Annotated in this window: 23 protein-coding genes and 2 pseudogenes; 6 read left to right on the top strand and 19 right to left on the bottom strand. The window is 70.4% G+C overall.

Annotated features, from left to right (window positions below; genetic code table 11):
* Positions 1–49: 49 nt before the first annotated feature.
* The 12 genes and pseudogenes from NLX94_RS20405 to NLX94_RS20350 all read right to left on the bottom strand — a co-directional run bounded on the left by NLX94_RS20405 (position 50) and on the right by NLX94_RS20350 (position 15008).
* Positions 50–1348, bottom strand: coding sequence for an ArsB/NhaD family transporter (locus NLX94_RS20405; RefSeq protein WP_254384419.1), 1299 nt, complete (start codon positions 1346–1348; stop codon positions 50–52).
* Positions 1345–1824, bottom strand: coding sequence for a CBS domain-containing protein (locus NLX94_RS20400; RefSeq protein WP_254384418.1), 480 nt, complete (start codon positions 1822–1824; stop codon positions 1345–1347). Before NLX94_RS20400 ends, NLX94_RS20405 begins: the two co-directional genes overlap by 4 nt.
* The gene (locus tag NLX94_RS20395; RefSeq protein WP_254384417.1) at positions 1811–3082 is read right to left on the bottom strand and encodes a sodium:proton antiporter; all 1272 of its coding nucleotides are present in this window, start codon (positions 3080–3082) and stop codon (positions 1811–1813) included. Before NLX94_RS20395 ends, NLX94_RS20400 begins: the two co-directional genes overlap by 14 nt.
* A 202-nt stretch (positions 3083–3284) precedes the next feature.
* Positions 3285–3548 carry a hypothetical protein gene (locus NLX94_RS20390; protein WP_254384416.1) on the bottom strand — a complete coding sequence of 88 codons (264 nt, stop codon included), beginning with the start codon at positions 3546–3548 and terminating at the stop codon, positions 3285–3287.
* Between the two features lie 13 nt (positions 3549–3561).
* A complete protein-coding gene (gene nhaA, locus NLX94_RS20385; RefSeq protein ID WP_254384415.1) occupies positions 3562–4878 on the bottom strand; it encodes a Na+/H+ antiporter NhaA in 1317 nt (438 codons plus the stop codon).
* 139 nt (positions 4879–5017) lie between these two features.
* A pseudogene (locus NLX94_RS20380) lies at positions 5018–5182 on the bottom strand (D-alanine glycine permease); the annotation flags it as partial.
* Positions 5183–5605: 423 nt separating this feature from the next.
* Positions 5606–5833, bottom strand: coding sequence for a hypothetical protein (locus NLX94_RS20375; RefSeq protein ID WP_254384414.1), 228 nt, complete (start codon positions 5831–5833; stop codon positions 5606–5608).
* 28 nt (positions 5834–5861) lie between these two features.
* The gene (locus NLX94_RS20370) at positions 5862–10724 is read right to left on the bottom strand and encodes a DNA repair ATPase (protein ID WP_254384413.1); all 4863 of its coding nucleotides are present in this window, start codon (positions 10722–10724) and stop codon (positions 5862–5864) included.
* 92 nt (positions 10725–10816) lie between these two features.
* Positions 10817–12877 carry a flotillin family protein gene (locus NLX94_RS20365; RefSeq protein WP_254384412.1) on the bottom strand — a complete coding sequence of 687 codons (2061 nt, stop codon included), beginning with the start codon at positions 12875–12877 and terminating at the stop codon, positions 10817–10819.
* 58 nt (positions 12878–12935) lie between these two features.
* Complete coding sequence (locus NLX94_RS20360; protein WP_254384411.1) at positions 12936–13541, bottom strand: hypothetical protein; 606 nt, start codon at positions 13539–13541, stop codon at positions 12936–12938.
* 109 nt (positions 13542–13650) lie between these two features.
* On the bottom strand, positions 13651–14739 hold the full coding sequence (locus NLX94_RS20355) for a helix-turn-helix domain-containing protein (RefSeq protein ID WP_254384410.1): 1089 nt from the start codon (positions 14737–14739) through the stop codon (positions 13651–13653).
* Between the two features lie 92 nt (positions 14740–14831).
* Complete coding sequence (locus NLX94_RS20350; RefSeq protein WP_254384409.1) at positions 14832–15008, bottom strand: hypothetical protein; 177 nt, start codon at positions 15006–15008, stop codon at positions 14832–14834.
* Positions 15009–15134: 126 nt separating this feature from the next.
* Between NLX94_RS20350 and NLX94_RS20345 the strand changes: the two genes are divergently transcribed.
* Entirely contained in the window at positions 15135–15332 is a 198-nt protein-coding gene (locus tag NLX94_RS20345; RefSeq protein WP_254384408.1) for a hypothetical protein, read from the top strand.
* A 4-nt stretch (positions 15333–15336) separates the two neighbouring features.
* On the opposite strand, the gene NLX94_RS20340 is transcribed toward NLX94_RS20345, so the two are convergent.
* Positions 15337–16713: an 8-oxoguanine deaminase gene (locus NLX94_RS20340; RefSeq protein WP_254384407.1), complete on the bottom strand. Its 1377-nt coding sequence runs from the start codon at positions 16711–16713 to the stop codon at positions 15337–15339.
* Positions 16714–16776: 63 nt separating this feature from the next.
* Here NLX94_RS20340 and NLX94_RS20335 point away from each other — a divergent pair, with 63 nt between their 5' ends.
* A complete protein-coding gene (locus NLX94_RS20335; RefSeq protein WP_254384406.1) occupies positions 16777–17466 on the top strand; it encodes a TetR/AcrR family transcriptional regulator in 690 nt (229 codons plus the stop codon).
* Positions 17467–17617: 151 nt separating this feature from the next.
* On the top strand, positions 17618–18184 hold the full coding sequence (locus NLX94_RS20330) for a DM13 domain-containing protein (RefSeq protein WP_254384405.1): 567 nt from the start codon (positions 17618–17620) through the stop codon (positions 18182–18184).
* Between the two features lie 95 nt (positions 18185–18279).
* On the opposite strand, the gene NLX94_RS20325 is transcribed toward NLX94_RS20330, so the two are convergent.
* The 6 genes and pseudogenes from NLX94_RS20325 to NLX94_RS20300 form a co-directional block, all read right to left on the bottom strand.
* On the bottom strand, positions 18280–18819 hold the full coding sequence (locus NLX94_RS20325) for a hypothetical protein (protein ID WP_254384404.1): 540 nt from the start codon (positions 18817–18819) through the stop codon (positions 18280–18282).
* Positions 18820–18847: 28 nt separating this feature from the next.
* A complete protein-coding gene (locus tag NLX94_RS20320; protein ID WP_254384403.1) occupies positions 18848–21541 on the bottom strand; it encodes a DNRLRE domain-containing protein in 2694 nt (897 codons plus the stop codon).
* A 572-nt stretch (positions 21542–22113) separates the two neighbouring features.
* The gene (locus NLX94_RS20315; protein WP_254384402.1) at positions 22114–22746 is read right to left on the bottom strand and encodes a DUF2064 domain-containing protein; all 633 of its coding nucleotides are present in this window, start codon (positions 22744–22746) and stop codon (positions 22114–22116) included.
* Positions 22743–23453, bottom strand: coding sequence for a glycosyltransferase family 2 protein (locus NLX94_RS20310; protein ID WP_254384401.1), 711 nt, complete (start codon positions 23451–23453; stop codon positions 22743–22745). The genes NLX94_RS20315 and NLX94_RS20310 overlap by 4 nt, the downstream gene beginning before the upstream one ends.
* 55 nt (positions 23454–23508) lie before the next feature.
* Positions 23509–23919, bottom strand: coding sequence for a DUF3291 domain-containing protein (locus NLX94_RS20305; RefSeq protein ID WP_254384400.1), 411 nt, complete (start codon positions 23917–23919; stop codon positions 23509–23511).
* A gap of 206 nt (positions 23920–24125) precedes the next feature.
* Positions 24126–24284, bottom strand: a pseudogene (locus tag NLX94_RS20300) (NAD-dependent epimerase/dehydratase family protein); the annotation flags it as partial.
* 155 nt (positions 24285–24439) lie between these two features.
* Here NLX94_RS20300 and NLX94_RS20295 point away from each other — a divergent pair.
* The 3 genes from NLX94_RS20295 to NLX94_RS20285 form a co-directional block, all read left to right on the top strand.
* The gene (locus tag NLX94_RS20295; protein WP_254384399.1) at positions 24440–24997 is read left to right on the top strand and encodes a DoxX family protein; all 558 of its coding nucleotides are present in this window, start codon (positions 24440–24442) and stop codon (positions 24995–24997) included.
* Between the two features lie 77 nt (positions 24998–25074).
* Positions 25075–25416, top strand: coding sequence for a hypothetical protein (locus NLX94_RS20290; protein ID WP_254384398.1), 342 nt, complete (start codon positions 25075–25077; stop codon positions 25414–25416).
* A partial coding sequence (locus tag NLX94_RS20285) for an acyl-CoA dehydrogenase family protein (RefSeq protein ID WP_254384397.1) occupies positions 25413–26444 on the top strand: 1032 nt, incomplete at its 3' end. The genes NLX94_RS20290 and NLX94_RS20285, both read left to right, overlap by 4 nt.

Here is a 26444-nt window from a genome sequence, read left to right as displayed (position 1 = left end):
CCAGAGGGACGGCGCTCGCCGCGCCCTCCACGGGGACGCCGATGGGCGCTCAGGCCAGGGCGAAGTAGCGCAGCCACAGGTATACGGCGGCCACGGCGACGGTGACGGCGGTGACGATCAGGCCGTACTTGGTGAACTGCCAGAAGGTGATCGGCGTACGGTTACGTTCGGCGATGCCGAGGACGACGACATTGGCGGAGGCGCCGATGGCGGTGGCGTTGCCGCCGAGGTCGGCGCCGAGGGCGAGGGCCCACCACATGACGTGGTCGGGGCCGCCACCCATGTCGGTGACCAGTTGGTCGGTGACGGGGGCCATGGTGGCCACGTACGGGATGTTGTCGACGATCCCGGACAGTACGGCGGAGCCGCCCAGCAGCAGCATGGTCCCGCCGAGTTCGGCCCCGCCGATGGCGTCCGCGAGGGAACCGGCGAGTTCACCGATGACCCCCGTCTCGATGAGCGCGCCGACCATGACGAACAGGCCGGCGAAGAAGGCGAGGGTGGGCCACTCCACCTCGCCGAGCACCTCGCCCGTCTCGACCTTGGAGATCGCGACGAGCAGGCCGGCGCCGAGCAGGGCGACGACGCTCGGCTCGTAGTGCAGCACCGGGTGAAGGACGAACCCGGCGACGACGAGCACGAGGACGCCCAAACCCTGTGCGAGCAGGCGCGGGTCCCGGATCGCTTCGCGCTCCCGCAGTTCCATCAGCTCGGCGGCGCGCTTCTCGTCGTAGACGAAGGTGCTCGCGAACATCAGGCGGCACAGGAGGACCAGGATGACTATGAGGACCGCGCACAGGGGGGCGAGGTGGACGAGGAAGTCGTTGAAGGTGAGGCCGGCGCGGCTGGCGATGATGATGTTGGGCGGGTCGCCGACGAGGGTGGCGGTGCCGCCGACGTTCGAGGCGAAGACCTCGGCGATCAGGAAGGGCGCGGCGGGCAGCCGCAGCCGGTCGCACACCAGAAGGGTGACGGGTGCGACCAGCAACACGGTGGTGACGTTGTCCAGCAGGGCGGAGGAAACGCCGGTGATGACGACGAGCATGGTCATCACCCGGAAGGGGCGGGCCCTGGCTCTCTTGACCGACCAGATGGCCAGGTACTCGAAGAGGCCGGTGCGCTTCAGCACTCCGACGATCATCATCATGCCGAGGAGCAGGAAGATGACGTTCCAGTCGATGCCGGTCTCGTCGGAGTGGAAGGCGGCGGTGTCGTCGGTGGCGCCGATGGCCAGCATCAGCGCCGCGCCGCCCAGGGCGGCGGCGACCCGGTGCACCCACTCGCTGATGATCAGGATGTAGGCGCCGGCGAAGACGGCGACCGCGGCCCAGCTCTGCCAACCGCTCACGCCTCGTCCCCCGCCCGGCCGACCGCGGCGAGGAGGTGGCGCATCAGGCCGGCGGCCGAGACGACCCCGAGGAGCCGGCTCTGGTCGCCGCTGTGTTCGACGACCGCGACCAGCGGGACGTGGGTCCGGGCCATGGCGGCCGCGACTTCCATCGTCCCCGCGTCCGGGCCGACGTAGGGGGGCTTGAAGGTACGCGCGGGCAGCCACTCTGCCACCGTCTTGCCCTCCAGCTCCTCGGCCATCGCCTCGGCGTGCCGCTCGTCGATGACGGGCGCCAGCAGCGGATCCTCCATCACGTACTCGGGCACCAGCTGCCGGACCAGCTGGGATCCGGGCACGACCGCGTACGGGTGACCGTCGGCGTCCAGCACCAGCAGCGCGGGCAGGTTGCCTTCGGCCAGCAGGCGGACCGCGTCGATCGCGTCGTCGTCGGTCGTCACGTGGGGGTAGGGCTCGGCGAGATCACGGGCGGGCATGGCGCGTCTCCTCGTGGGGTGCACTGCTCGGGGCGAGAACATCGGTCGTACGGACGCCGGTCACGGGGCTTTGGGCCGGGATGCCGGCGAGGTCGTCCACATGGAAGAGGCGGGCGATGGGGACGTCGGTGCTGCTGTGGGCGATGATCGAGAAGGCGATGCATACAGCGATGAGGATGTAGGCGGCCTCGCCCTGCGGGATACCGGCCTGGAGGACCAGCAGCCCGTACACGACGGAGGCGAAGCCTTTGGGACCGAACCAGGCGGCGACCAGCTTCTCCCGCCGCTCGATCCGGCTGCCCATCAGGGACAACAACAGCGAGGCCGGGCGAATCAGCACGATGGCCAGGACCACCGCCACGTAGCCGCCCACAGACAGGCCGCCGAACAGCTGCGGAGTGAGCAGCGCGCCGAACACCAGCAGCGCAGCGAACTTCGCCAGCTCCGCCAGCGCCTCGCCGAGCGGCGCGAAGACCACCTTCGCCTCGGGCGATACGGCGGCCAGCACCGCACCGGCGGAGAAGGCCGCCAGGTAGGGGTTGGCGTGGGTCAGGTGGCATGCCGCATAGAGGATGATCCCCGTCGCCAGCGGAAGCAACGGCTGGAGCTTCGGCTCCGCGCCCAGCAGCCGCAGCCGCACCAGCGCCGCCACCGCCAGCGGAAGCGCGACGCCGAAGACCAGTCCCAGGCCGAGTTCCAGCGCGATCGTGGCGACGGAGGCATCGGCCATGCCAGAGGTCGGTCCGGCGGCGGCGATGAGGATCAGGACCACCGGCAGGGCCAGCCCATCGTTGATCCCGCTCTCCACGTTCAGCAGCTGACGCAGCTTCGCGGGAACCTCCTTGCGGCCCACGATCGCCGAGGCGAACACCGGGTCCGTCGGAGCCAGCACCGCGCCGACCAGGAACGAGGTCGTCCAGTCCAGCCCGACGAGGTAGTGGGTGATGACGGCCATGCCGACCATCGCCAGCGGCATCCCCAGGCCCAGCGCGCGGGCCGGGTTCTTCCAGTTCTGCCGCAGCTTCGTGAACGTGACGTGCATGCCGTCGGTGAACAGCACGGAGAAGAGGGCCAGATCGGCGGTGACCGCGACGATCCCACTGTCCGCCGTGATGTGGATGAGCCCGAGGAACCCGTCGCTGACGAGTGCTCCGCCCAGGAGGAAGAGGAGGGAGGTCGAGAGGACCGTGCGGGCGGCAAGCCCGGAGAGCAGCACCACGATCAGCAGTGCCACACCGAAGACAGCGACGAGCACCATGGCGTCCAGCCCCGATCTGCGAAGAGAGTTGTCCCCTGTTCGCCGACCAGGCTTCCCGGCACACCGGCGGCCACTTTACACATTCCTTACGCGTTTCTGGCGGGATCCTGACGGCAGTTCGCAGTGCCGCTTCTTGCCGACGGTCAGCAGGGATGCAACACCGGACGGCCGAGGCCGCTGACCTTGCCTGGGTCTGGCGTCGTCAGTCGTCGCGTCCGTCCGGAGGTACGACTGCTGCCGTGAGGAGACCGGCGAGCACGGCCCAGGCGGTGGCGGCCGGGCCGGAGGCCGCCCACCCCACCCAGCCGAGGAGCACGGCCGTGGCGGCTCCCGTGGCCAACGCTCGCCGGTCGGAGAGGAAGGACCACTGTCCGCGGCCGCTGCCCGGCACGCGCAGCTCCGCGACGGCCGTCCTGATCACCAGCGCCGCGAGGACGATCGCTATGGCGAGCACGGTGGTGGCCATCGTGGTGACCTCCTCAGTTCACGTTCGACGTGCCCGAAGTCGCCGGGGTGCGCTGGTAGATGTCGGGGATGCCGTCGGCATCCGCATCGATCGTCTCCTCTTCGTAGAGGCGACGGTAGACGCTGTTGCGACGCCGGAGCAGGACGGCGGCCACGGCGGTGGCGGTCAGGGAGGACAGGAGTACGGCGGCCTTGACGCGCTCGGCGACCTCGGCGCCGGGGAAGGCGAGTTCGCCGATGAGCAGGGCGACGGTGAAGCCTATGCCGGCGAGGACGGACAGTCCGAAGACGTCTGCCCAGGCCAGGTCGGGGTTCAGGCGTGCCCGGGTGAAGCGGGCGGCGAGGTAGGTGCCGGCGAAGACTCCCACGATCTTGCCGAGGACCAGGCCCACGACGACCCCGAGCGGTTCGGGACCGGTGAACACCTCGGCGAGAGCCGCACCGGAGATGCCCACACCTGCGGCGCACAGGGCGAACAGCGGTACCGCGACCCCGGCGGAGAAGGGGTGCAGGAGGTGTGAGGTGCGGGTGCCGGGTGAGGCGTCCTCACCCTTGTCCCGGGTGGTGCGCAGGATCAGGCCCATGGCGACGCCGGCGACGGTGGCGTGGACGCCGCCGTGGTACATCAGCGCCCAGATCGCCAGGCCGAGCGGTACATACCACCACCAGCCGCGTACACGCAGGCGCTGGAGGACGTAGAAGAGGACCAGGCCGGCGAAGGCGCCGCCGAGGGCGGCGAGGTTCAGGTCGGCGGTGAAGAAGATCGCGATGATGAGGATGGCGCCGAGGTCGTCGTCGACGACGGCGAGCGTGAGGAGGAAGGCGCGCAGGGCGGCCGGCAGGTGGGTGGAGATGACCGCGAGGACGGCCAGGGCGAAGGCGATGTCGGTGGCCATGGGCACGGCCCAGCCGTCGAGGCTGCCGCCGCCCGCCGATGCAATGAGGGCGTAGAGGGCGGCGGGTACGGCCATGCCGCAGACGGCGGCGATGACGGGCAGCGCGGCGGTGGCCGGCGACCGCAGTTCACCCACGACGAGCTCGCGTTTGAGCTCGATGCCCGCTACGAGGAAGAAGACGGTGAGGATGCCGTCGGAGATCCAGTGGCCGACGGAGAGGTCCAGGCCCAGGACGGGTATGCCGAAATGGGCGTCGCGCAGGGCCTCGTACGTGCCGCTCCGGGGGCTGTTGGCCCACAGCAGGGCGACCACGGCCGCTACCAGCAGGACCAGGCCGCCGACGGTCTCGGTGCGCAGGGCTTCGGCGACGGCGCGGCGCTCGCGCCAGGGCAGAAGTCCGAGGAAGGCCGGACGCCGGGGCGGGACGGCGGTCATGGCGGATGTACCTCCGGGGAGTCGGCGGGGCCGGGGGTGCGGGCCCCGCCGGGTGGTGACACAAGGGCGAGAGGGTTCGTACGCACCAAGGCGCAAGGTGCGTACGAACCCTCTCGAAGGAACCGGGCCGCGGGGGCGGTCAGACGGTGGTCTTCACCGGCTCCTGGTCTGCGTCCTCGTCCGAGTCCGTCTCGAGGCCGGCGTCACGCCGGCGGACGAACTCGAGGAAGTTGTTCAGCTCCCGCTTGACCACGGGGGCCAGCAGGTACAGGCCGATGATGTTGATGACCGCGAGCATGAACAATGGGCTCGAAGAATCCGCTGACGGCTTCGTCGACGGAGCTGGTGAATGAGTCGAGTGACATCAGGCGAAACCTCGATGTCGCAGGACCGGCGCAGTGCGGTGCGACGGTGTGAGTGCGGGCTTTGGGCGAACGCCGTTGTTCCGATCGGCGACCCGTGGCGTCCGGTCCGCGGAGTCGGACCGTGGAGACGTCGTGGTCGTGCTGTGGTGCGGCCGGTGCGTGCCGGCACTCCGGTCTTCGGCGAGGGGTGGGCCGAAGCGGAGTTGTGTATTCCTAGCACGGTCTCTACGGGATCTTTAGTGACGCACATCAGCCAGCGGCCCGTTTTGCCGCATTTCACCAGGTTAGGTAACCCGATCGTTATCCAGATCTGAGGCTCTGCTGAGCGAACACTCCCCCAAGTCCCGGCTGGCCAGATTCGTTCATTTCCTCCGGACACGGGACAGCCGGATGTCGCGGTTGACGAAGAGGTGGACGTAGCCGCACTGCCAGCAGATGAGTCCTGTTGCCGACTCGTCGGCCCAGGCCAGTTTCAGTAGCTCCAGACCGAAGCTGTTGAGCTTGACCTGCCTCTCGCGGAACTCGTCACTCTGGCAAATCAGGCACCTGAGCCAGGTGTCCCCGATCGCAGCATGCACTGGCTTCGCCATCGTCTTCCCCTCCTTCTATGAACGGTGGTCACGGCCGGTTGCCGTCCTGCTCGCGAGAGGCGTGCAGGGCGGGCGAGATGGTGGAGCGGGTGATGGCGTGCTCCACGGCGGCCACCCGGTCGGCGAGCAGCCCGAGGACCGCCACCGCACGGCTCAGCGGGTCATCGGCCGAGCCGCCGAGGGCCTGGGCACGGACGTACGGGGCGGTGATCTCGGCCCAGCGGGCCGCCTGGACCTCGGTGAGCGTGCCGCGTAGGACGCCGAGCTTGAGGAGGTTGGCCTCGGCTCCGGTGGTGAGGGTCTGGGCCTCCGCCGTGTAGTGGTCGTCGATCACGGCCGTCAGCTCGGCGTCGTTCATGGCCGGCGAGATCCGGGCCGCGATCTTGTTCATGTTGCGGTAGGAGCCCTGGAGCTGGAAGGGCGGCTCCGTGCGGCTCTCCTCGCTCTGGGCCGCGGAAGCGATGTACGCCTCATTGACCGCGAGGACCGCCTCCCGGGCGGTGAGCAGGTGGCGGAGCACCGCGAGGATCCGGTCCGCTTCGGCCGGGGCGTACGGATGGGAGAGCCGGTCGCGCTGGGCGGTGGGGTCGCCGTCGGCGATCCGTACGAGCAGCTCCACATCGGCGCGGTCGCGCGCGGCCAGCGGGGCGAGGCCCGGGTTGGCGGTCAGGGCGTTCTCGATGAAGCTGAGGGCGAAGGCGTCCTCCTTGCCGGTCAGGACGTCGCCGAGGTTCCAGACATCGGCGCGGTTGGCGAGCATGTCGGGGATCCGGGAGCGCTGCCCGGACTCGGTGTAGGGGTTGCCGGCCATGCAGACGGCGAAGCGCTTGCCGCGCAGGTCGTTGCCGTTCAGGGTGCGGGTCGCGTCGCACAGCGGGATGAACTTCTGGAGGAGCTCGGGCGAGGTGTGCTGGATGTCGTCCAGGTAGAGCAGGACGTTGTTGCCGGCGGCGAGCGCGAAAGCAATCTTCTCCAGTTCACGGCGGGCCGCCGTGTCCGGGGCCTCGGCCGGGTCCAGCGAGGTGGTGTGGTGGCCGAGGGCCGGCCCGTCCACCTTGACCAGGAGCAGCCCGAGGCGTTCGGCTACGTACTCCATCAGCGTGGTCTTGCCGTAGCCGGGTGGTGAGACGAGCAGCAGGAGGCCGCTGCTGTCGGTGCGCTTGGCGTCCCCTGTCGCGCCCAGCTGCCTGGCGAGGTTGTCGCCGATGAGGGGGAGGTAGACCTCGTCGACGAGACGGTTGCGTACGAAGGAGGACATGGCCCGGGGCCGGTACGTGTCGATGCGCAGCCGCGTGCGCTCGGATGCGAGGAGTGCGCTGCGCCGCTGCTGGTAGGCGCGGAAGCCCGGGACGGCGTGAGCGGTGAAGTCCGTGGTGCGGGAGAGGAATTCGTCCAGCCGCAGGGCCAGGGAGCGTCCGCTGATCCTCGGGTGGGCGCCGAGCAGGCCGGTGACGGTGGCCGTGGTTGCTCCGGTGGCGTCGTAGCGCTCAAGGTCGCGGCACAGTTCGACGGTGGCCGCCTCGGCGATGTCGCCCGCTTCGATGTCCTCTCCGCAGGCTGCCGCGTAGGAAGTGAGCCATCCCTCGACGAGGTGCCGGCGTACGCGCAGGTCCGGGAGGGCGGCGAGGTCCTCGTCGTAGGCGGACGTGCCGACGCTGCGCCGGAACTTGTCGAGGAGGGTACGGGCCGAGGCGGACACCGCGAATCCGGTGGGGCCGGAGGCCAGCTCCTCGAAGAGGTACTCGGCGGCGCGTGCGGGATCGGGATCGGCCTGCCCGTCCGCGAACCGCGCGATCTCGGTGGCGAGTTCGGCGCGCAGGCCGTCGATGGCGGACGCGAGCCCGAAGGTGTCGCGGGCCCGGGCGAGGGACGCGGCGCGGCGGGCGAAGGAGTCACGGAAGCCGTCCGTCGCGCCGTGGGCCCAGAAGAGCGTGGCCGCCGCTCGCTCGCGAGGCGGGTAGCGCAGAAGTCCGGCGCTTTCGTGCAGCCGCAGCAGCGTACCCAGGATCGCGGTGGCGTCGTGGTCGTGGACTCCGCGCTCGTAGCCTTCGTCGTACGCGGCTTCGGCGGCCTGCCGTACGAGCATGGGCAGGTCCGCGGCGGCAAGGGCTTCGGGGCCTTGCTCGGCAAGAAGCCGTGCGGCCAGGTACTCCGCCCGGTACACCTCGGGTGACTCGGACGGAAGCAGCCGGTCCCAGTGGGGGCGGGTCGCGGTGAACTCCGGGTCGGTGACCGGACGGCGGTAGTCGGTGCCGGTCAGGGCGAGGGCCAGGCCGTCCTGGTGCGGTACGAGGGTCAGTTCGGGGGCCTGGCGGGTGACGGCGAAGCGGTGGCGGCCCAGGCGGATGGTGTTGCCGTCGTCGTCGAACAGCTCGGTGCGGTCGCGCAGGGCGCGTCCGGCCTCCTGGCGGGCGGCCAGCAGGCGGCCCTCCAGCTCCTCCGCCCGTACCGAATCACCGAGCCGGCGCAGCTCGTCGGCGGTGCGGCTGACCTTGGCCACCATCGTGTCGGAGGCGAAGTAGGTGCTTATGTCATCGAGGCTCTCCAGTACCGAGGCCCGACGGGCGACCGTCTCCAGGACCCGGCGCGCGGAGTCGGCGAGGCCCTCGGCCCTGCGGGCGCGGGCGTCCTGGAGGGTCTGCTCGCGCGCGGAGAACGCGTCGTGGACCTCGGTCCGCTTCTCGGCGATCTCGGCGAGGAAGCGGTCGTGCTCGGCGAAGCGCGACTCCAGGTTCTCCAGCTGGAGCAGCAGACGGGCACGCTGCGCCTCGCACTGCTCGGGCGTACCCGCGGCGGCGAGGGCGCCGGTGACGGCCTGGCCGAGCAGCGCGAACTCGGCAGCGAACTCGGCTCGCCCCTCCTGGTCGAGGAGTTCGCGACGGCGGGTGTCCAGCGTCGCGCGGGCGCGGTTCAGGCTGCCGAGGACCTCGGCGATCCGCTCCAGGATGGTGGTGCGGACGGTCGCGTCGCCGATGTCCAGTCCCGCGACTACCTCGACGAGGGTCTGCAGCCCGAAGGCCAGCTCCTCCAGACGCTCGGCGAGCGGTGTGGCCCCGGCCACGGTGGTGATCGACTCCGCGTCGGCGGTGAGCTGCTCGGCCTGGGCGTGGTGGTCGGTGAAGGCGTCCTCACGGTGCAGGAAGGCCACGGCGCGCTGGGCGGCGGAAGCGATGTCGCCCTCCAGGTCGCCGGCCAGGACCTCGATGCCCGAGGTGTCCGCGTAACGCATCTCGCTGAGGGTGAGCAGGTGCCCCTGTGCGCGGCGCAGTTCGGTGATGCGCTCGATCCACTCCTCGGCGCCGGCCGGGGACTCACCGCGGATGCGCCGGACCAGCGCCGCGATCCGCCGGGCCGTTTCGGCGAGCGCGTCGGCCGCCTGCCGGGTGAGGTTCCGAACGGTCTCGAACTCCTCCAGCACCTGTGCGGCGGTGGACCGCACCTCCTCCAGCGGGACGCGCAGGTCACCGGCCTCCGCGTCGCCCAGCCAGTGGTGGAGGTCGGCGGCCCGGACGCAGGCGGCGACCAGGGTCTCGTAGACCGCCCCGGTGGAGGCGATACCGGTCTCCGTGGCCTGGCGGGCGATGGACAGGCAGTCGGCGATGCCCCGCACCAGATCGGCGTTTCCGATCCGGCCGAGCGGGCCGTCTCCGGTGGCCACCGGGTGGGTGTCGGCGACGTACGGGGTGCGCCAGATCTGCACCGGGTGCGTCCGGGCCGGCTCGGCGCCCTCGGCGCGCAGGACGACGAGGGTGCCGTCGTCGAAGAAGGCGTGGCCGTGGCCGGGGATCGGAGTGGCAACCTCCTTGCGGATCAAGTTGTAGGGCAGCAGCAGGCCGCGACCCTGGGCGCGGGCGTGGAAGACGTACAGCACGTCCTCGCCGTTGGGCGAACGTACGGCGCGCTCGAACTCCAGGTCAGTGGTGTCCGTTTCGAAGGTCTTCACGGTGCCCGAGGCGAGGCAGTAGCCACCCGGGAAGACGATGCCCTGATCCTCGGGCAGCCGGCGGCAGGACTGGCCCATGCCGTCCAGGCGGACCACGGTGTTGGTGACGGAGTTGAAGACCAGGTGGCGCCTGGTCTCCTCCTTGTAGGGAAGGATCCGCAGCAGGACCAGCGGGCCCACGGTGGCATACACGATGTCGGCGTCGGCGAGCGACTGGAGCGGCTCGTGGACCGGCTCGCGGTGGATGCCCTCGTCAGCCTCGGTGTCGTTCACCGTCTTGACGGTTAGTGCCCCGCCGACCGTGGAAACGAAGAGCCGGCCGCCGAGGGAGACGTGCGGGTACCGGCCCAGGATGTGGTCCTCGCGCGTCGTCTGCGTCCACTCGACGTCGTGCGCACGGGGGAACACGTGGTCGCGCTCGCCCCGGGCGTCCAGGAAGCGCGCCTCGCCGGACGGGGTGAGGGACCAGCGCAGGACGCGGATGTCCTCGGCCTGCTCACCGGTCTGGAAGACGGCCAGCAGCTTGCCGTCGACACGGCGGAGCTGCAGGAGCCTCGCGCCCTGGAAGTAGCGGTGGAGAGCGCCGAATTCCCGTACGAAGGCCGGGTCGTCGAGCAGACCGGGTGCCGCGTCCTCGGGAAGCGGGTTCAGGTCTCGGTCGTACAGGGCGAAGACCTCGGGCACGGCCCGCTCCGCACCCGAGCCCGCGGATCTGCCGTAGCCGAAGAGCAGCAAGTCCCCGACGGCGACGATATCGCGGGGCACCACCGGCATGCCCTCGGTGCGCAAACGCCCGGAGCCCGCGAGGGAGAGCTCCGTCGACCCGAACTCGGCGATCCGCGCGGCGTTCAGGGCCTCGGCCCGCCGGGCCAGCTCGCCGGCCTGCGCCGCCAGCCGGTCGCGCAGCACCTCGTACGTGCCCGCGTCCATCGCCGCGTCCGTGGTCATGTGTCCAGCTCCCTCGTATGCGAAGTGGTGCGTTTCCGGAGCCGCCGCCCCCTCCGCGGCAGCTCCGGAACGTGACCGCACCCCCGTGGCGGTCAGCTCTTGGTGGCGCCGTTGATGACGGTGCCGTTCTGCCCAGCCAGTTCGGATACCGGCAGGTCGGCCAGCCCCAGTTGGCGGACCTTGGCCATCAGCTCGTCCAGCTGCCCCGATCCAGTCGGCATGAGCTTCATCAGCAGGGCGGACACGGTCAGGTTCTGCACGTCGGAGGTGGAGACCGAGCCCAGCACCTTCGTCAGGTCCCCGGTGAAGGACGCGGTGCCGTCGAGCCAGGGCCCGGCCAGTGTGCGGGCGGTCTGGGAGTTGTCCATGAACCCGTCCACGGCCCGGCCCATCGACATCGCGCCGACGATCCGGTCGAAGAACGCCGACTCCCCGCCGATGATGTTGATGTCGGCGCTCTCCAGCCCCTTCGCCAGCACGGTGGCCTGCGCCTCGGCGACCTGCCGCTGCATGTCCAGCCCGGCGAGCCGGATCTCCTTCTCGGCCTCCAGCCGCAGCCGGTACTCCTCGTGGCTGCGCGAGGCCTCGTCCAGGGCGGCCATCGCCGCCGCCTTCTCGGTCAGGCCCTCGGCCTCCGCCTTCAGCTTCTCGCCGATGGCGGTCGCCTCGGCCAGCGCCATCTCGCGGGCCCCGTCGGCTTCCGCCTTCAGCCGTGCTGTCGTGGCCCCGGCCTCGGCCCGGCCGGTCTTCTCGATCGCGTCCGCTTCCTTCTCCCGTACGGCGACGGCGGCCAGGCCCTCGGCGGCGGCCTCCGCCTGGATGCCCTCGGCGAGGCGGATCTTGGCGCGGGCGTCGAGGTCGGCGGTCTTGTTGCGGGCCTCGGCGAGGGTGAGCTCCTCGGCCGCCCGGTGCACGGCCGCCTGCTCGGCGGCCTCTGCGGCCTTGATGTCCTTGACGAGCTTCTCCTGCGCCTCGGCCTCGGCGCCGATGACGATCGCCTGCCGGGTCCGCTCGGCCTCCTCCACCGTGCGCAGCCGCTTGATGGACTCCTCCTGCTCGGCGACCGTACGGTCCACCGCGATCCGCTCGCGCACCACGTCGGCGATGTCCCGCTTCTCGGTCTCGACCTCCTTGTCTGCGGCGATCCGGCTCAGAGCGGTCTCCCGCTCCCGGGCGATGACCTCCAGCAGGCGGTCCTTCTCGATGCGCTCGTTCTCGATGGCAATGACCCGCTCGCGGTTCTTCTGCGCGACGGCGACCTCGCGGGCCTGGTTCTCGCGCTGGATGCCGAGCTGCTCCTCCGTCTTGAGGAAGGCGCTCTGCGCCCGCAGCCGCTCCTCCTCCACCACGCTCGCGGTCTGCGCTTCCTCCCGCGCCCGCACCGTCTCGATCTCGCGGCGCTGCTTGATCTCCGCGTCGGCCTGGCGGCGCTCCAGTTCGAGGATGGCCTCGCGGGCGTCGACGTTCTGGCGGGTGAGCTCCTTCTGCTCGTGCTGGCGGAACTCGTTGGTGCGCACGCTCTCGATGGCCGTCAGCTCGGTGATCTTCCGGATGCCCTGGGCGTCGAGGATGTTGCCGGCGTCCAGCTGGGAGAGCGGGGTCTGCTCCAGGTAGTCGATCGCCGCGTCCTCCAGGCTGTAGCCGTTCAGATCGGTGCCGATGATGTGGATGATGCGGTCGCGCAGTTCGTTGCGCATGGTGTAGAGGTCGGTGAAGTCGAGCTGCTTGCCGACCGTCTTGAGCGCCTCGGAGAACTTGGCGTTGAACAGCTCCTGCAGGGTCGCCTTGTCCGAGGCCCGCTGCGTACCAATGGCCTGGGCGACCTTGATGACGTCCTCGACCGTCTTGTTGACGCGGACGAAGAACGAGATACGGATGTCGGCCCGGATGTTGTCCTTGCAGATCAGACCGTCCCGGCCGGTCCGGGAGATCTCGATCGTCTTCACCGAGATGTCCATGATCTCGGCCTTGTGCAGTACCGGCAGCACGACCTGCCCGGTGAAGGTCACATCGACCTTCCGCATCTTCGAGACGATCAGGGCCTTGCCCTGTTCGACCTTGCGGAACAGCCGCGTCAGCACGATCAGAGTGGCGACCACGACGACGAGTACGACGATGACGAGCGTGCCAAGGCCCAATGAGATGGCATCCATGAGGAATCCCCACGTGAGAAGTCGAAGCTGAGAAGGGGCAGCCGAGAAGGGGCAGCGGTCAGCTGCGCGGGTCGAGCGCCTCATCGAAGGGCGCTGCCCAGAAGAATTCGCCCGCGTCGTCGTACGCGTAGAGCAGCGCGGTACTGCCGAGCGTGAGCGGATCGCTGCCGTGCTGGCGGACCTGGACGAGCGCGGTGGAGCCGTCCGCGGCCCTGACCTCGGCCTGGCCGAAGCCCGCGTCCACCCGCCCCGTGCGGACGACGCAGGTCAGACCGACGAAGTCGAGCCGAGACGGCCCAGGTTCATCGGGAAGGAGTTTGGCCAGAGGCCGTACGAGCAGCCTCGTCACACGCCAGGAAAGGAAGAGCGAGGCGAACAGCAGCGCCGCTCCCAAGACATGGACCAGCACGCCGGGCCATCCCGTACGGGCCAGCAGTACGGAGCCGGAAAGGCTCAGGAACCAGGCCACGGCGATCAGCAGCGAAGCCGACACCGCGACGGGCACACCGCTGATGCCCCAAGCGGCGCTGCCCACACGGGCGTCGAAGCCGTCGTGCTCGGAGATCCCGCAGAGCACCAGGAGCCAGAAACCGAGGACGACGACCAGGGCGGCGGTGAACACCACAGTGGGGAAGCCGCGAGCGGCACCGATGAACTCGTCCACGCGTCCGCCCCCTTCTGGATGCCGTCACCGTCGGCCGCCCGCTTCGGGCGGCCGCGGCTCATCCTGCCCCGCGTGCCTGCCCGTTCACATTGCCGGTGACCGGCAATCTTTACGGTGCCTTAACGCCGCTCCGCTCCCTGCCATCGCCGTCCGGCCAGCCCAGCAACCGGGCGCCGATGGCAGCGGTCTGCAGCGTGTACCGGTGGGCGGGGTCCGTCGGATCGACGCCCGCAAGGGTGTGAATGCGTTCGAGCCGGTACGTCAGGGCGCGCACGCTCAGGGACAGGCGGCGGGCCGCCTCGGTGGCCACACATCCGGTGTCGAAGTACGCGGTGAGGGTGTCGATCATCGGCCCCGCTCCCCCGCGGGCCTGGCGCAGCGGCCCCAGCACGCTCTCCACGAGATCCGCCATCGCCTCCCGGTCGCGCGTCAGGACGGGGTAGACCAGGAGGTCGGCCGCCCGGAGCACGGGGCCCTCCAGGTCCATGCGCTCGGCGAGGTCGAGGGCGCCCAGCGCTTCCTCGTACGAGTGCACGACACCCCCTGCGCCCGGGTGGGCCCGCCCGATCGCGACCCGACCGCCGTCGGTCGCGGCGTGCGCCTGCTTGGCGAAGTAGGCGAGGATCTCGGGCTGGTCGCCGGGCGCGACACAGATCAGCCGGCCGTCCTTGGTGGTGAGCAGGATCTGCCGGTTCCCGAACCGGGCCAAAACCGCCGTCTCGATGCCGCGCGCCACGGGATAGCCGTCCCCGTACGGTTCCGGGCCCTGGGCCACGGCCACCGCGTGGGCCTGCGACAGCCGCAGCCCGAACCGCGCGGCCCGTTCCGCGAGCCGCCCGAGGTCGCTCCGCCCGTACAGCAGGTCGTCGATGAACTCGCGGCGGGCGGCCTCCTCCTGACGGATCGCCTGCCCCTGGGCACGCTCGTAGCCCTCCGCGAAGGCGTCCACCGCCTGCTCGACCACCCCGAGGAGGTGCCCGAACGCGGCGCCCGCCATCGGCCCCGGCAGCTCCCTTGCCGCGGTCAGGTGCGCGCGCACCAGCCCGCGCAGCCCGTACCCCGCCTCCGCGGCCCGCTCCCCCTGGGCCCGGCGGTCCGCCAGCTCGTCCCGCGTGAGCCGACGACCCGTCGCACCGCTGCTCAGCAGGATCTCGGCGTACCCCGCCAGAAACTCCTCCGGTATCTCCCGGCTCTCCACGAACCCTCCCCCGTTACCGACGCGAGTTCCCGTACGCGTTCTTGACACGGGCATCAGGGTGCCATGCGAAAGCGCCGGCGCTGAGGCGGCGGTCAGCCCTGCCGAGCGGCCAGCCACAGCCCTGTCGCGACGGCCAGGATCAGCGCGCCGAGGGCGAGCACCGGCGTGCCCGGGCCGGGTATGGCATACAGCACGGCACCGGCGACCGTCAGGACGGCGCCGAAGGCGAAGAGCGGAGACGCGGGCCGGGGCCCGGGACGGCGGAACATGCTGACTCCTGGCGGGGAGGAAGGATCGCCGTCCCAGACTCGCACACCGGCTCCGGACGGCGTGCCCGGGCCCCGGCCGGTCCCCCAGTCGGTACGGTGACGGCTGGCCGGCCGCGGCGATCACCCGTGAACGTTGGGGTCGCGGTCCCGCCGCTGCGAGGCAGGTTCCGCAGCGCGGCGGCCACTGAGCAGGCCGGCCAAGCCCCGTCAGGTGGCGGCCAGCACTACCCGGTCCTCCGGCCGGCCACGAACTATGTCAACGAGGCGCTCGACGTGGACGTCGAAGGGCCGCTGGTGACGCCGTTCACCACGGTCGCCCGCTGAGCCCCTAGCCTCCGAGACGCTGCGCCTTCTCCGTAAGGCGGGCCGAGGCGGCGGTGACGCTGCGGGCGATTTCTCCTTCGTCCTTGCCAGTGAGCAGGCCGTCCTCCACCACAGGCCGGCCGTTGACCAGCAGCAGGGCGAGGGGGGCGGCCGCGCCGAGGACGAGGGCGGCGACCTTGTCGGCAATGCCCGCGTGCAGGACGCCGTCCATCTTCCAGAGGGCCAGGTCCGCGAGCTTGCCGGGCTCCAGGGATCCGATCTCGTTCTCGCGCCCGAGGACTTGGGCTCCGCCCATGGTGCCGAGGCGGAGTGTGGAGCGGGCGGTCAGCGCGTCCGGGCCGGCTGCGAGGCGGTTGACGAGGAGGGCGTTGCGTAGTTCGGTTCCCAGCTCGCCGGATTCGTTGGACGCGGTTCCATCGACGCCCAGGCCGACGGGCACGCGGGCCTTGAGCATGTCCGGGACGCGGGCGATCCCGGCGGCAAGGCGGGCGTTGGAGGAGGGGCAGTGGGCGACGCCGGTGCCGGTGGCCGCGAATTTGGCGATGTCGGAGTCATTCATGTGGACGCAGTGCGCCATCCACACGTCCTCGCCGAGCCAGCCGACCGATTCGAGGTAGTCGGTGGGGCCCATGCCGAAGAGCTCGTGGCAGAACTTCTCCTCCTCCACCGTCTCCGAGCCGTGAGTGTGGAGGCGCACACCCTTGGCCCGGGCCAGTTCCGCCGCCCCGCGCAGGAGTTGTGGCGTGACGGAGAAGGGGGAGGTGGGTGCGAGGGTGATGCGGAGCATCGAGCCGAAGGACGGGTCGTGCCAGCGGTCGACGGCCGTTTCCATCGCGGCCAGGGCTTCGTCGGTGTCCTCGACGCAGTTGTCCGGCGGCAGGCCGCCGTCCTTGTGGCCCCGGTCCATGGCACCCCGGGTGGGCTGGAAGCGAAGCCCCAGTGCGTGGGCCGCCTCGATCTCCGCCGCGAGGATATCGCCTCCCTCGCGCGGGAAGACGTACGCGTGGTCCATGGACGTGGTGCAGCCGGACTTCATCAGCGCCGCCGCGGAGCCGAGGGCGGCAGCGTGGTTCATCTCGGCGTCGAGATGGGCCCAGGTCGGGTAGAGGCGGGTGAGCCAGCCGAAGAGGTCGGACTGCTGCGCCAGGCCGCGGGTGATCCACTGGTAGAAGTGGTGATGGGTGTTGACCAGCCCCGGAGTGAGCAGGTGGCCTGCGGCGTCCACCCGGCGAACGACACCCTCCAGCCCCGGGGCGGGACCGGCACCCACCGCCTCGATCAGGTTGCCGTTGACGACCAGATGCCCTGAGGCGATCTCAGTGTCCTGCGCGTCCACAGTGGCGATGTACGCATTCTCGATGACGATCCGGTTTTCGGGCATGTCGAATCCCTCCCAGCAAGTCTGTACCAATCGGTACAACACATTGACTGTACTGTTCGGTACATGCAGAGGCAAGGGAACGATCTTGGCGGGGCGGCCGGTCCGGTCGCGCCCCGCCCGCTGCCGCGCACCGAGCAGGGCCGGCGGACCCGTGCGGCGATCATCCGGGCGGCCGGGGATCTCATGTACCGGCAGGGCGTGGCCGGCACCGGACTCGACCAGGTGCTGGAGGCGAGCGGCGCGGGGAAGTCGCAGCTGTACCACTACTTCAAGAACAAGCAGGGGCTGACCGAGGCGGTCATCGACTGGCACCTGGAGCACACACTCGCCCTCCAGCCGCACCTGACCGCCCTGGAGACCTGGGCGGACTTCGAATCGTGGGCCGAGGAGTTCGTGGCCCTGCGGCTCGGCCCGAGCGGGCCGCACGCCTGCCCGCTCGGCAAGCTGGCCGGCGAGCTGGACGGGGACGACGCACTGCGCGGGCAGCTCGAAGCGGCGTACACGACCTGGGAGTCCCACCTCGCCCGAGGGCTGACGAAGCTGCGGCAACGCGGCGAACTGCATCCCGAGGCCGATCCCGCGCGGCTCGCACGGGCCGTGATGGCCGCCATCCAGGGCGGCATCATGATGGCCCGCCTCCACGACGACGCGACTCCGCTCAGGGATGCCGTCGCGATGGCGATGCGACACCTGGACGCCTGCCGAGTACGCCGCACCGCCGATACCGAACGACGGGAGGACGCGGCCGGCTGACGTCACCGAACCGTAAGGCCGCTGCCGTGCACCTACCGCGAAGTCGGCCTTGGTCCGCCCAGGGGGCGGTCCGGAGTCTGGATCAAAGCTCACGCCGGTGGTGGATGCCGTCTAATGTCGGGCGGGAGTCTGATGCTGCGGGAGGCGTTTTATGGCGCGTGGATGGATATCGAGCAGGCCGGTTGTTCTCGCCGTCGCGGTGGTTGCGGTCGCTGTGATCGGCGTGGGCATGTACCTGTTTCAGCCCTGGAAGCTGTGGCAGGACGAGACGGTGCAGGAGGCCCTGCCCTCCACAGCAGCGACCGCGCCGACTGTGCCGCCCCCGTCCGGTACGAGTTCGACATCGCCGCCGGCGCAGCCTGAGCCCCGGACGGTCTCTACGGGGCAGTTGATCAGTCATGAGCACACCACGACGGGCACAGTGAAGATCGTCCGTCTGGCGGACGGTTCGCACACGTTGCGCCTGGAGAACCTCGACACCAGCAACGGTCCCGACCTGCACGTGTGGCTGACCGATGCTCCGGTGAAGGAAGGCAAGGCGGGCTGGGAGGTCTTCGATGACGGCAAGTACGTCAGTCTGGGCAAGCTCAAGGGCAACAAGGGCGACCAGAATTACGTCCTTCCCGCCGATGTGGACCTCTCCCAGTACACGAGCGTGAGCATCTGGTGCGACCGCTTCAACGTCTCCTTCGGCGCCGCGGCACTCGCCAAGGCCTGACAGAGCGGCAACGGCAGCGGCCCGCCGACGTGTAGTCGGCGGGCCGCGGTCCGCACGGCGCGGCGAGGTTCACCAGGTGCGGGTCACATGCCTGGTCAGGCGCGCTTGACGGTGAAGTCGCACCAGGCGGTCCACTCGGAGACGGCGGAGCCGTCCTTGACCTTCATCCGCCAGCGGTACTCGCCTTCGGTGAGCTTGCCCTCGGGTAGCTGGAAGCCCGCGTCGTGGCTGTTGTCACTGGTCAGCTGCTTGCGCACGGCCGGCTTGCCGTCGGCGGCGTCGACTTCGAAGACGACCTTCCGGCGCGGGCCGGTCTCTGTGCCGTCTTCGACGGTGCCGGGCGGGGCCACCGACTCCAGGGTGGCTGCCAGCGTCGGCGAAACGCTGGTGACGACCGGCTTGATGCCGCCGCCGCAGACCTGGAATCCGGCGTAGGGGCCGTCCGATATCCGAGGTGCTTCGGGGGTGCGCAGCAGCCGGTCGTTGGGGCCGTCGTTGCGGGCGGCCGCGGACTGGGTGTCCGGTCCGGAGACGGCGCTGGACAGGGGCGCTGCGGCGGCGCCGATCGCGAGGGCTGCTACGACGGCCAGAACGGCCCGCCCGGCACGTGTCCGGGGTGTGTATCTCACACGCATGGTGGTGTCTCTCCTTGTCATGGGCGGGCTACTTGACGTAGAGCGTGTGGTCGGGGCTGGGGGCCTGGATCTGGGTGCACTGGTAGGCCGTCCAGCGGTGTTCGGCGAGCAGGCGCTTGCCCTGTGCCTCGCAGCCGGCGCGGTTGTTGAGGTCCTCGTACTTGACCCAGGTGGCGGCGGTGTTGGCCTTGAGCTTGTTGGCCGACACGTATGCGGCGGCCTTGCTGCCGGCGCTGACGCCGTCGGTGCCGTCCCAGCGATAGTGCACACCGAGCCAGACGCGACCGACGGCGTTTTCGGTGGCCGCGGCCGAGAAGGTGGTGAACGTGCGGGTCACACCGAGGGCATTGGGGTCTTCGGTGGTGGCGGTCCAGCTCATCTGGTCGGTGCCGAACCAGTCCTGCATGGCCTTGGCCCAGGCGCCGCCGAAGGTGGCGTGGCCGGAGATGTACGCAGGGAAGGCAGGGCTGAAGTGGTTGCCGTTGCGGTCCTGGGAGAGTGGCTGCCAGTTCGCGTCGCCGGTTGTGTTCGGGTTGCCGTCGCCGTCCACGCGGATGGCGCTCTCGGGTCGCCACAGGTCGATGTCGGTCTGGTACTTCGCGTCCCAGGCGGTGACCGCGGCGTCGGCCATGGCGAACGCGGTGAGGGCGAACAGCTTGGCGTTGCCCGCGACGGTCAGGCCGTTTTGGCGGGAGAGGATCTGGGTGTGCTCGAAGAGCTGGCCCGGGGGCTTGTAGGTCAGGTCCAGGTCGTTGGCCCAGAACAGCGCGGCCTTGGTCTGGTCGGCCGTACGGGTGGTGGAGGTCGCTCCGCCCAGGCTCTTCACGTCATTGAACTGGTCCGTGTAGGGCTGGCTCTTGAGCAGGGTGTCCATCACGGTGTGACCGGCGGGGCCGGCCGGGCGGAACTGCGCGCTGGAGGCCATGCCGAAGGGTTTGACCTTGCCCCATTCCGGGGTGGCGCCGTTCCCGGTTCCGGTCGGACGCCAGTTCCCGGCAACTGTGCTGCCCGTGTACGGGGCGGCCGCGGCCGAGCCGTCGTTCTGCCGGTTCGCGATCATCGCGGCGGCGGCCTTCTGACCGACATCGGTGCCCGCCGCGCGCTGCTCGGCGGTGACGGCAGCCGGAATGGTGGAGCGCGCCGCGGCGATCTCGTCGTCGAAGTTGTACTGCGGGTAGAGCGACTTCAAAACCTCGAAGGCAGCGTGGTCGATGGCACTGTTCACATCCGGCACAGCGCTGGTGGCCGCGCTCGCCTTGACCAGGTAGGGGTCACCCAGGCACTTGGTGGCGCCCTCGGCGCAGCGCGCGGAGTTGGCCGCGTCGTAGACGGCGCCGTGCATCATGGCGCCCGCTCGGGCCAGCGGGCCCGGCGCGCCTCCGACCTGGCGGTAGGTCTCCTGCAGGACGTCGTTCCAGTAGACGACGTGGTCCTTGACCGGGTCGGCCGGAGCCTCGTACGTCACCAGGATCGAGGGCGCGTTCGCCGGCGCGTCGGCGGAAGCGAAGATCTTGTAGGACTTGTAGTCGGCTTCGTCGGTGGCCCGCAGCCCGATGGTGTCCACGGTCCGGCTGGTCTGGGACCACTGCTTGACCAGCGGGGTGATGTCCTCCGACAGCCAGCGCGGCCCGCAGTCGCCGTGCCCGTGCGTCTGCGTGGAGGCCGTCACCTTGGAGCGCCAGGCAGGCTGGGTGCTCCAGCGGGTCGCCGCCGAGGCGGTACCGGTGTCCCAGATCTCCCACGAGCGGGGCTCGCAGGAGTCCGACCACGTCGCGAACAGATTCAGCTCGGCGTTGAGGATGTCCTGCCCGGTCACCGAGGAGTGCCGGGGGAAGTTGATGAAGGAGCGGGCCTCGGTGCGCTGCCACTCCCGGCCGACGCTCAGCCCGATGCCGCCGGAGAAATCGGCGGTGTCGCCGTTGCGGACGAAGGTGTCGAAGTTGGTGCCGAAGTACACCGCGGGGTCGATGGTGACCGGGAACTGGGTATCCGCGGCGGCCAGGAAGCCCTTGTCCGCGGTGACCTTGAGGTCGAACTCCTCCCCCCGGGGTACGACGTCGAGGTCGACAGGGGCACGCTTGGCGCCCTCACGGCCGGACTTGTCGCGGGAGCCGTCCCACATGAAGGGCGTCGGCAACTGGCCGACCGTCTTCCCCGTCTTGGCATCGGTGAAGGTGACCGTCTCATCCGCGCCCTGGCCGACCTTGAGGCCCTTGGCCCGCACCGGCAGCGTGAACGAAGCGGCCTGCCCGGCCGCCCAACGGTCCTTGACCACCAGGTACTGCTCGAACCCGGTCCGGGTCGCCTCGACCACCAGATCGGTGCCGGCGCTCACGTCGGGGTACGTGGCCTTCGAGCCCTCCAGAACCGGATCGGGCAGAGAGCCCTGCCAGCCCAAGGCGACTGCCTGGTCGCCACTGCCGAGCGTGACCAGGTCACCGCCCGCCGGACCGGTGCGCCCGGCCAGCTTCAGACCACGGGGGTGCGCCTTCGACCGCACCGAACCATCGGAGTCCTTCACGAGAGAGACATCCACCGGCACCCAGGTGCCGTTCTCGCGGTAGCGGACAGGTGCGGCGAAGGACTCCACCGACATCGTCCCGTCGGGATTCGCCCACACGGAGGTGCTCTCCGTGCGCGCCTCCACGACCTCGATCCGGCGCCCTTGCGCCTGCGCGGTCAGACGGGCAGCGGTCTCCTCACGGTCCTGGACACTGCGCACAGCACTGCCCTGCCCGGCCGAGCGTAAATCCGCAGCGCCGGCGGTGGGAGCGGCGACTGCCGCGCTGCCCGCCTGGGCCAGCAGAATCAGGGCAAGGGGAACAGCCACACCCCCGCTACGCAGGGCCTTTCGTACCGGTCCACGGGACCGGCCGACTACCCCGTTTGGTCTCTGCACGCTGTCAACTCCTAGAAAATCCTGGAAAGTTGGGAACAGACGTGCGGATGCTGTCAACGAACACTGGTTGGTGTCCACGTGGATTCTCAGCGCATGGGAGTGATCATGGCGACCCCGGAACCGGGAACTCCGAGGAGGTGAGAGAAGAATGACGGCTTGCCGTGCTATGTGCGAGATCTGCCTACCAGGGCGTCCCGGTGCGGACGGCAGGCGGGTTGATCACGGGTTCGCAGCTGGCGTCCTTCTCGATCGGCGTGTGTGACGCGCGCACCGTTCCAACGACCGGCGGGCGGCATCGAACCGTCGTGGCGGGTCATGGGTGCGTGTCGGGCCGATAGGGGCGCATCGGCGTACCGGGGCGCCTGCCGGGCGTGGTCGCGGTGTGACGTTGGTGGTCATCGCGGCCCGGCCTGTGTCAGTGAGGCCAGGGTGGAGGCGAAGCGGGTGTGCGGGGCCTCGGCGGCCACCGCCAGCGCGTCGGCTGCGGTGTCGACATCGCGCAGCACCTCCAGTTCGCGCACCGTCAGTCCGGCCTCGGTCAGCCGCCGCCGTTGCCGGGTTCCCGTGTCGGATACGTCCATCGGCACTCCGCGTAGCAGCGCAGGATCGGGTTCGGCGAGTCCCAGTGCCCAGAAACCACCGTCCTCAGCCGGGCCGAACCAGGCGTCGCAGGTCCGCCAGGCGTCCTCGGCCAGTGCGGGCGCGAGGATGGCGGGGGTGACGTGCGGGGTGTCCATGCCGATCAGGACGGCGGGACCGGTACAGAGTCCGAAGGCCGCGGCCAGCCGTTCGTCCAGCCGGCCCCGCCCCTGCGGCACGACATCGATGCCGGGCGGCAGCCAGGAGCCGGGCGCGCCTTCTAGGACCAGCAGACGCCGCTGTACGGGGGCCGCGAGCATGGCGTGCAGGGAATCGGTGAGCATGGCCTCGGCCAGGAGGGCCGCCTCCTGGGGCGTGTACGGCGGAGTGAGCCGGGTCTTCACCCGCCCGGGCACCGGTTCCTTGGCAAGGATGAGCAGCGTGGTCACCGCGCACCCGCCCCACCGGATGCGGGGGCGGTCAGCGGTGGCTCCGCAAGTACCGCGCGCATGTCGTGCACCGCCTGCCAGGTACCGCGCAAGGTGCCGGTGACCTTCGACCTCCCTGTCCGCGGAAGGTAGGGGACGTCGATTTCGCTGACACGCCAGCCCGCGTCGGCCGCGCGTACGACCATCTGGAGGGGGTAGCCGCTGCGCCGGTCGGTGAGCCCGAGGCCGAGGAGCGGCTCACGCCGGGCGGCGCGCATGGGCCCCAGGTCGTGCAGCCGCAGTCCGGTGCGCCTGCGCATCATCCGGGACAGGGCCAGGTTCCCGGCCCGGGCGTGAAGGGGCCAGGTGCCGTGCCCCTGCGGCCGACGTCGTCCCAGCACCAGATCGGTCGTCCCGGCGGCCACCTCCCGTACGAAGGCGGGCAGCAGCCCGGGGTCCAGGGAGGCGTCGCAGTCGCAGAAGCAGACGAACTCGGCCTCCGCCGCGAGCAGCCCCGCCTGGCAGGCGGCGCCGAAGCCACGTTCCGGCTGGTAGACGACCGTGGCGCCGTGCGTGGAGGCGATCGCGCCGGAACCGTCGCTGGAGCCGTTGTCGACGACGATCGCGCGCCAGGTGGGCGGGATGCGCTCCAGCACCCAGGGCAGGGCGCGGGCTTCGTCCAGGCACGGCAAGACGACGTCCACCGTCGTCGCATCCGGGTCGGTCACCCCCTCACCGTACTCACCCAAACCACACATCCAGGGCTTTCTGGCAAGTTCGGGATCATCGGGGTGCGTGTCCGGCGATCCTGCTTACGGCATCGGACCAGTCGACCGGCAGAGCGTTGCGGGGCACAGTCCAGGCGACGAACACCGGATCGCGCAGCCGGAGGTGGAAGTCCCTCATGGTCCGCTCGTGCGGCAGGGCTTCCACGAACGAGTCCAGCGCCTCCTGGTCACGCCAGGCCGAGAGTGTCCAGAAGGTCTTGGCGAACGGCTCGGCCCGCAGGGACAGGCCGAGAGCCCCGTCGGCCGCCATGACCTGACGTCGAATGGCCTGGGCTGCGGCGATGAAGCGCGGAATGTCCCGGGCACGGCGCAGGAGCAGGCGCGAACCCAGGACCAGCACCTCGTCCGGAAGCGACCCGGTTGTGCCGGCTGCGGCCGGCGTGGCGATCCAGGGCAAGGTCGGCATCCCGGTCCCTCCTCATCCGCGGTCGGCCTGGTCTGATCCCCGAGCCATCCCAGCGTGACCCGCTGCCGGTCTGGCCGCGACGTGAACGGGGCGTACCGGTGACACGAGCCAAGGCGCCCGGACAGAAGCCGCGGCCTAGGAGCAGGCAGCGGTGGTCAACGATCGGGGGTGAGTACGCGGCGCTGGTCGTCGCATTCGCAGTCGTAGCGGCCCTCTCCGTATACGACCATGGACCCCGTGGGGACGGCCGTATGCGCCGTGGGAAGCAGTGCGTCGAGGACGACGGGTTCATGGCCGCGCGCGGCGAGCGCGGTCACGATGTGTGAGCCGATGAATCCCGCGCCTCCGGTGACCAGTACACGCATGCCGGGGACGCTAGGCGATGCTGCGCCTTGCTGCCCGTGTGCACGCCGGGACGACACAAGCCCCTGCGGCTTGCCGAGCGGGTACCGACGTGAGTCGATGGATGTACGGCAGAGGACTCCCTGAGTTCCTGGAACAAGATCAGAGGTCGTTCGGCATGGCCGTCACCAATCGGTCCTCGGCTCCCGAGCCGGAGCCGGAGCCGCTGAGCTCGTCCCGCGTCTCCCGGGTGCTGTTGGCCGTGTGCCGCGTCGTGGTCGGTCTGCTGTGGATCCAGAACCTTTCCTGGAAGCGCCCGCCGGACTTTGGGAACGACAGCGACCCCCCGCAGGACCTGTACGCCTGGACCCTGAAAGGGGTCGACAACGAGGTCTTCGCCCCGTGGGCGTGGCTGGTCGAGCATGTGATCATTCCGAACTTCGCGGTGTTCGCCTGGGGCGCCTTCGCGATCGAGGCCTGCCTGGGCGCGTTCCTGCTGGTGGGCCTGGCCACCCGCTTCTGGGCGGCGGTCGGACTGGTCCAGACGACCGCCATCCTGTTCTCCGTGCTGAACACCCCGCACGAGTGGTTCTGGTCGTACTTCCTGATGTACGCCGTGCACCTGGCGCTGCTGGCCACCGCAGCGGGACGCGCCTACGGCGTGGACGGCGCCCTGCGCCCCGTATGGCGGCAGCGGGGCAGCAGGCTGTCGCGGCTGCTGCTCGCGGCGTCCTGAAAGAGAGGGGTGTTTCGATGCGGACTCAACGATCCGCGATCGGCCGGACGGCCGTCGGGTTGGGTATTGGCGCTGCGGTGAGCAGCGTCCTGGCCATCGCCGACGGCCCGCCCTGGGGGCTCGTCGCGCTGGGTGATGCCGGGACTCTGGTGCTGCTGCTCCTGGCCGCGGCGGCCGTGGCGGCGGGTCTCTCAGGGGTGCGTTCGCTGATCGCCCTGGCCGGGGCGGGTTTCCTGGCGGCTGCCGTCCTGCAGCTGGTGCAGATCGGCTGGACCGGTGCGAACCTGCTCGGGGGCGACGGTTCCACCGTGGCCCTGCTGCTCGGGTTCGCGGTGGGCCTGCTCGCCCTCGGCCTTGCTCCCATACCCGACAGCCCGGCCGCCCCCACTCCCGTCACGGGAAGGCACGATCCCGCATGAACCTCGACAGCCTGTTGCAGCCGGTTCTGGCCGCCGCCGCGGAGCACGCGCCCGCCGTTGACGCGGAGGGCCGGTTCCCCAAGGAGGCGGTAGCGGCTTTGGGCACGTCCGGCCTGCTGGGGTTGACATTGCCCGAGCGGGAGGGCGGTCTGGGAGCCGGCCCTGAGGAGTTCGCCCAGGTCACAGACGAGCTGGCGGGCGCATGCGGATCGGCGGCCATGGTCTACCTGATGCACGTCAGCGGCGCCATGACGGTACTCGCCGCACCCCCACCGGGGATGCCGGCCCTGCCGGGCGACCTGGCCACGGGCAAGGCACTGGCCACTTTGGCGTTCAGCGAGCCCGGCTCCCGCTCGCACTTCTGGGCGCCCATCTCCCAGGCGAAGCGCAACGGCGGCCACGAGGCGCGGTTCACCGCCGACAAGAGCTGGGTGACCTCCGCCGGACACGCACAGATCTACGTCACGTCCGTGCTCTCCGCCGACGAGGCGGGCACCGTCGACCTGTACGCCATCGAGGCGGACGCCCCGGGCGTTGCCGTCACCGGGACCTTCCAGGGGCTGGGCCTGCGCGGCAACGCGTCCTCACCGATGCGGTTCGACATGACAGTCCCTGACAGTCTGCGCCTCGGTGCGCCCGGCAGCGGACTCACCTTGATGACCGAGACGGTCATGCCCTGGTTCAACCTGGGCAACGCGGCCGTCTCCCTGGGTCTGGCCCGTGCCGCACTCGATGCCGCCGTGCGGCACACCAGCGGAGCGACCCTCCAGCACACCGGCCAGACCCTCGCCGAGCTGCCCACCATCCGCGCCCGCCTGGCCCGCATGTCGCTGCAGCTGGAGGCCGCGACCGCCTACCTGCGTGCCGCGGCGGCCAGCATCGCAGCCCCCGACGAGCAGACTCCGCTCTACGTCCTCGGGGTCAAGGCACTGGCCAACGACACCGCCCTGGCCGTCACCGACGACGCCATGCGGGTATGCGGAGGAGCAGCGTTCTCCCACCACCTGTCCATCGAACGCTTCTTCCGT

Origin of the sequence: Streptomyces sp. TBY4, assembly GCF_024213195.1 — a bacterium.
In the GTDB taxonomy this organism is placed as follows: Bacteria; Actinomycetota; Actinomycetes; order Streptomycetales; family Streptomycetaceae; genus Streptomyces.
The sequence above is the reverse complement of the archived record's forward strand: the minus strand, read 5'-3'. Positions and strand labels throughout refer to the sequence as shown.

Coding starts and splice junctions, on each gene's coding strand:
- NLX94_RS20400 (WP_254384418.1), bottom strand. CDS start 1,824: ATGCCCGCCCGTGATCTCGCCGAGCCCTACCCCCACGTGACGACCGAC.
- NLX94_RS20395 (WP_254384417.1), bottom strand. CDS start 3,082: ATGGTGCTCGTCGCTGTCTTCGGTGTGGCACTGCTGATCGTGGTGCTG.
- NLX94_RS20390 (WP_254384416.1), bottom strand. CDS start 3,548: ATGGCCACCACCGTGCTCGCCATAGCGATCGTCCTCGCGGCGCTGGTG.
- nhaA (WP_254384415.1), bottom strand. CDS start 4,878: ATGACCGCCGTCCCGCCCCGGCGTCCGGCCTTCCTCGGACTTCTGCCC.
- NLX94_RS20375 (WP_254384414.1), bottom strand. CDS start 5,833: ATGGCGAAGCCAGTGCATGCTGCGATCGGGGACACCTGGCTCAGGTGC.
- NLX94_RS20370 (WP_254384413.1), bottom strand. CDS start 10,724: ATGACCACGGACGCGGCGATGGACGCGGGCACGTACGAGGTGCTGCGC.
- NLX94_RS20365 (WP_254384412.1), bottom strand. CDS start 12,877: ATGGATGCCATCTCATTGGGCCTTGGCACGCTCGTCATCGTCGTACTC.
- NLX94_RS20350 (WP_254384409.1), bottom strand. CDS start 15,008: ATGTTCCGCCGTCCCGGGCCCCGGCCCGCGTCTCCGCTCTTCGCCTTC.
- NLX94_RS20340 (WP_254384407.1), bottom strand. CDS start 16,713: ATGCCCGAAAACCGGATCGTCATCGAGAATGCGTACATCGCCACTGTG.
- NLX94_RS20335 (WP_254384406.1), top strand. CDS start 16,777: ATGCAGAGGCAAGGGAACGATCTTGGCGGGGCGGCCGGTCCGGTCGCG.
- NLX94_RS20330 (WP_254384405.1), top strand. CDS start 17,618: ATGGCGCGTGGATGGATATCGAGCAGGCCGGTTGTTCTCGCCGTCGCG.
- NLX94_RS20325 (WP_254384404.1), bottom strand. CDS start 18,819: ATGCGTGTGAGATACACACCCCGGACACGTGCCGGGCGGGCCGTTCTG.
- NLX94_RS20305 (WP_254384400.1), bottom strand. CDS start 23,919: ATGCCGACCTTGCCCTGGATCGCCACGCCGGCCGCAGCCGGCACAACC.
- NLX94_RS20295 (WP_254384399.1), top strand. CDS start 24,440: ATGGCCGTCACCAATCGGTCCTCGGCTCCCGAGCCGGAGCCGGAGCCG.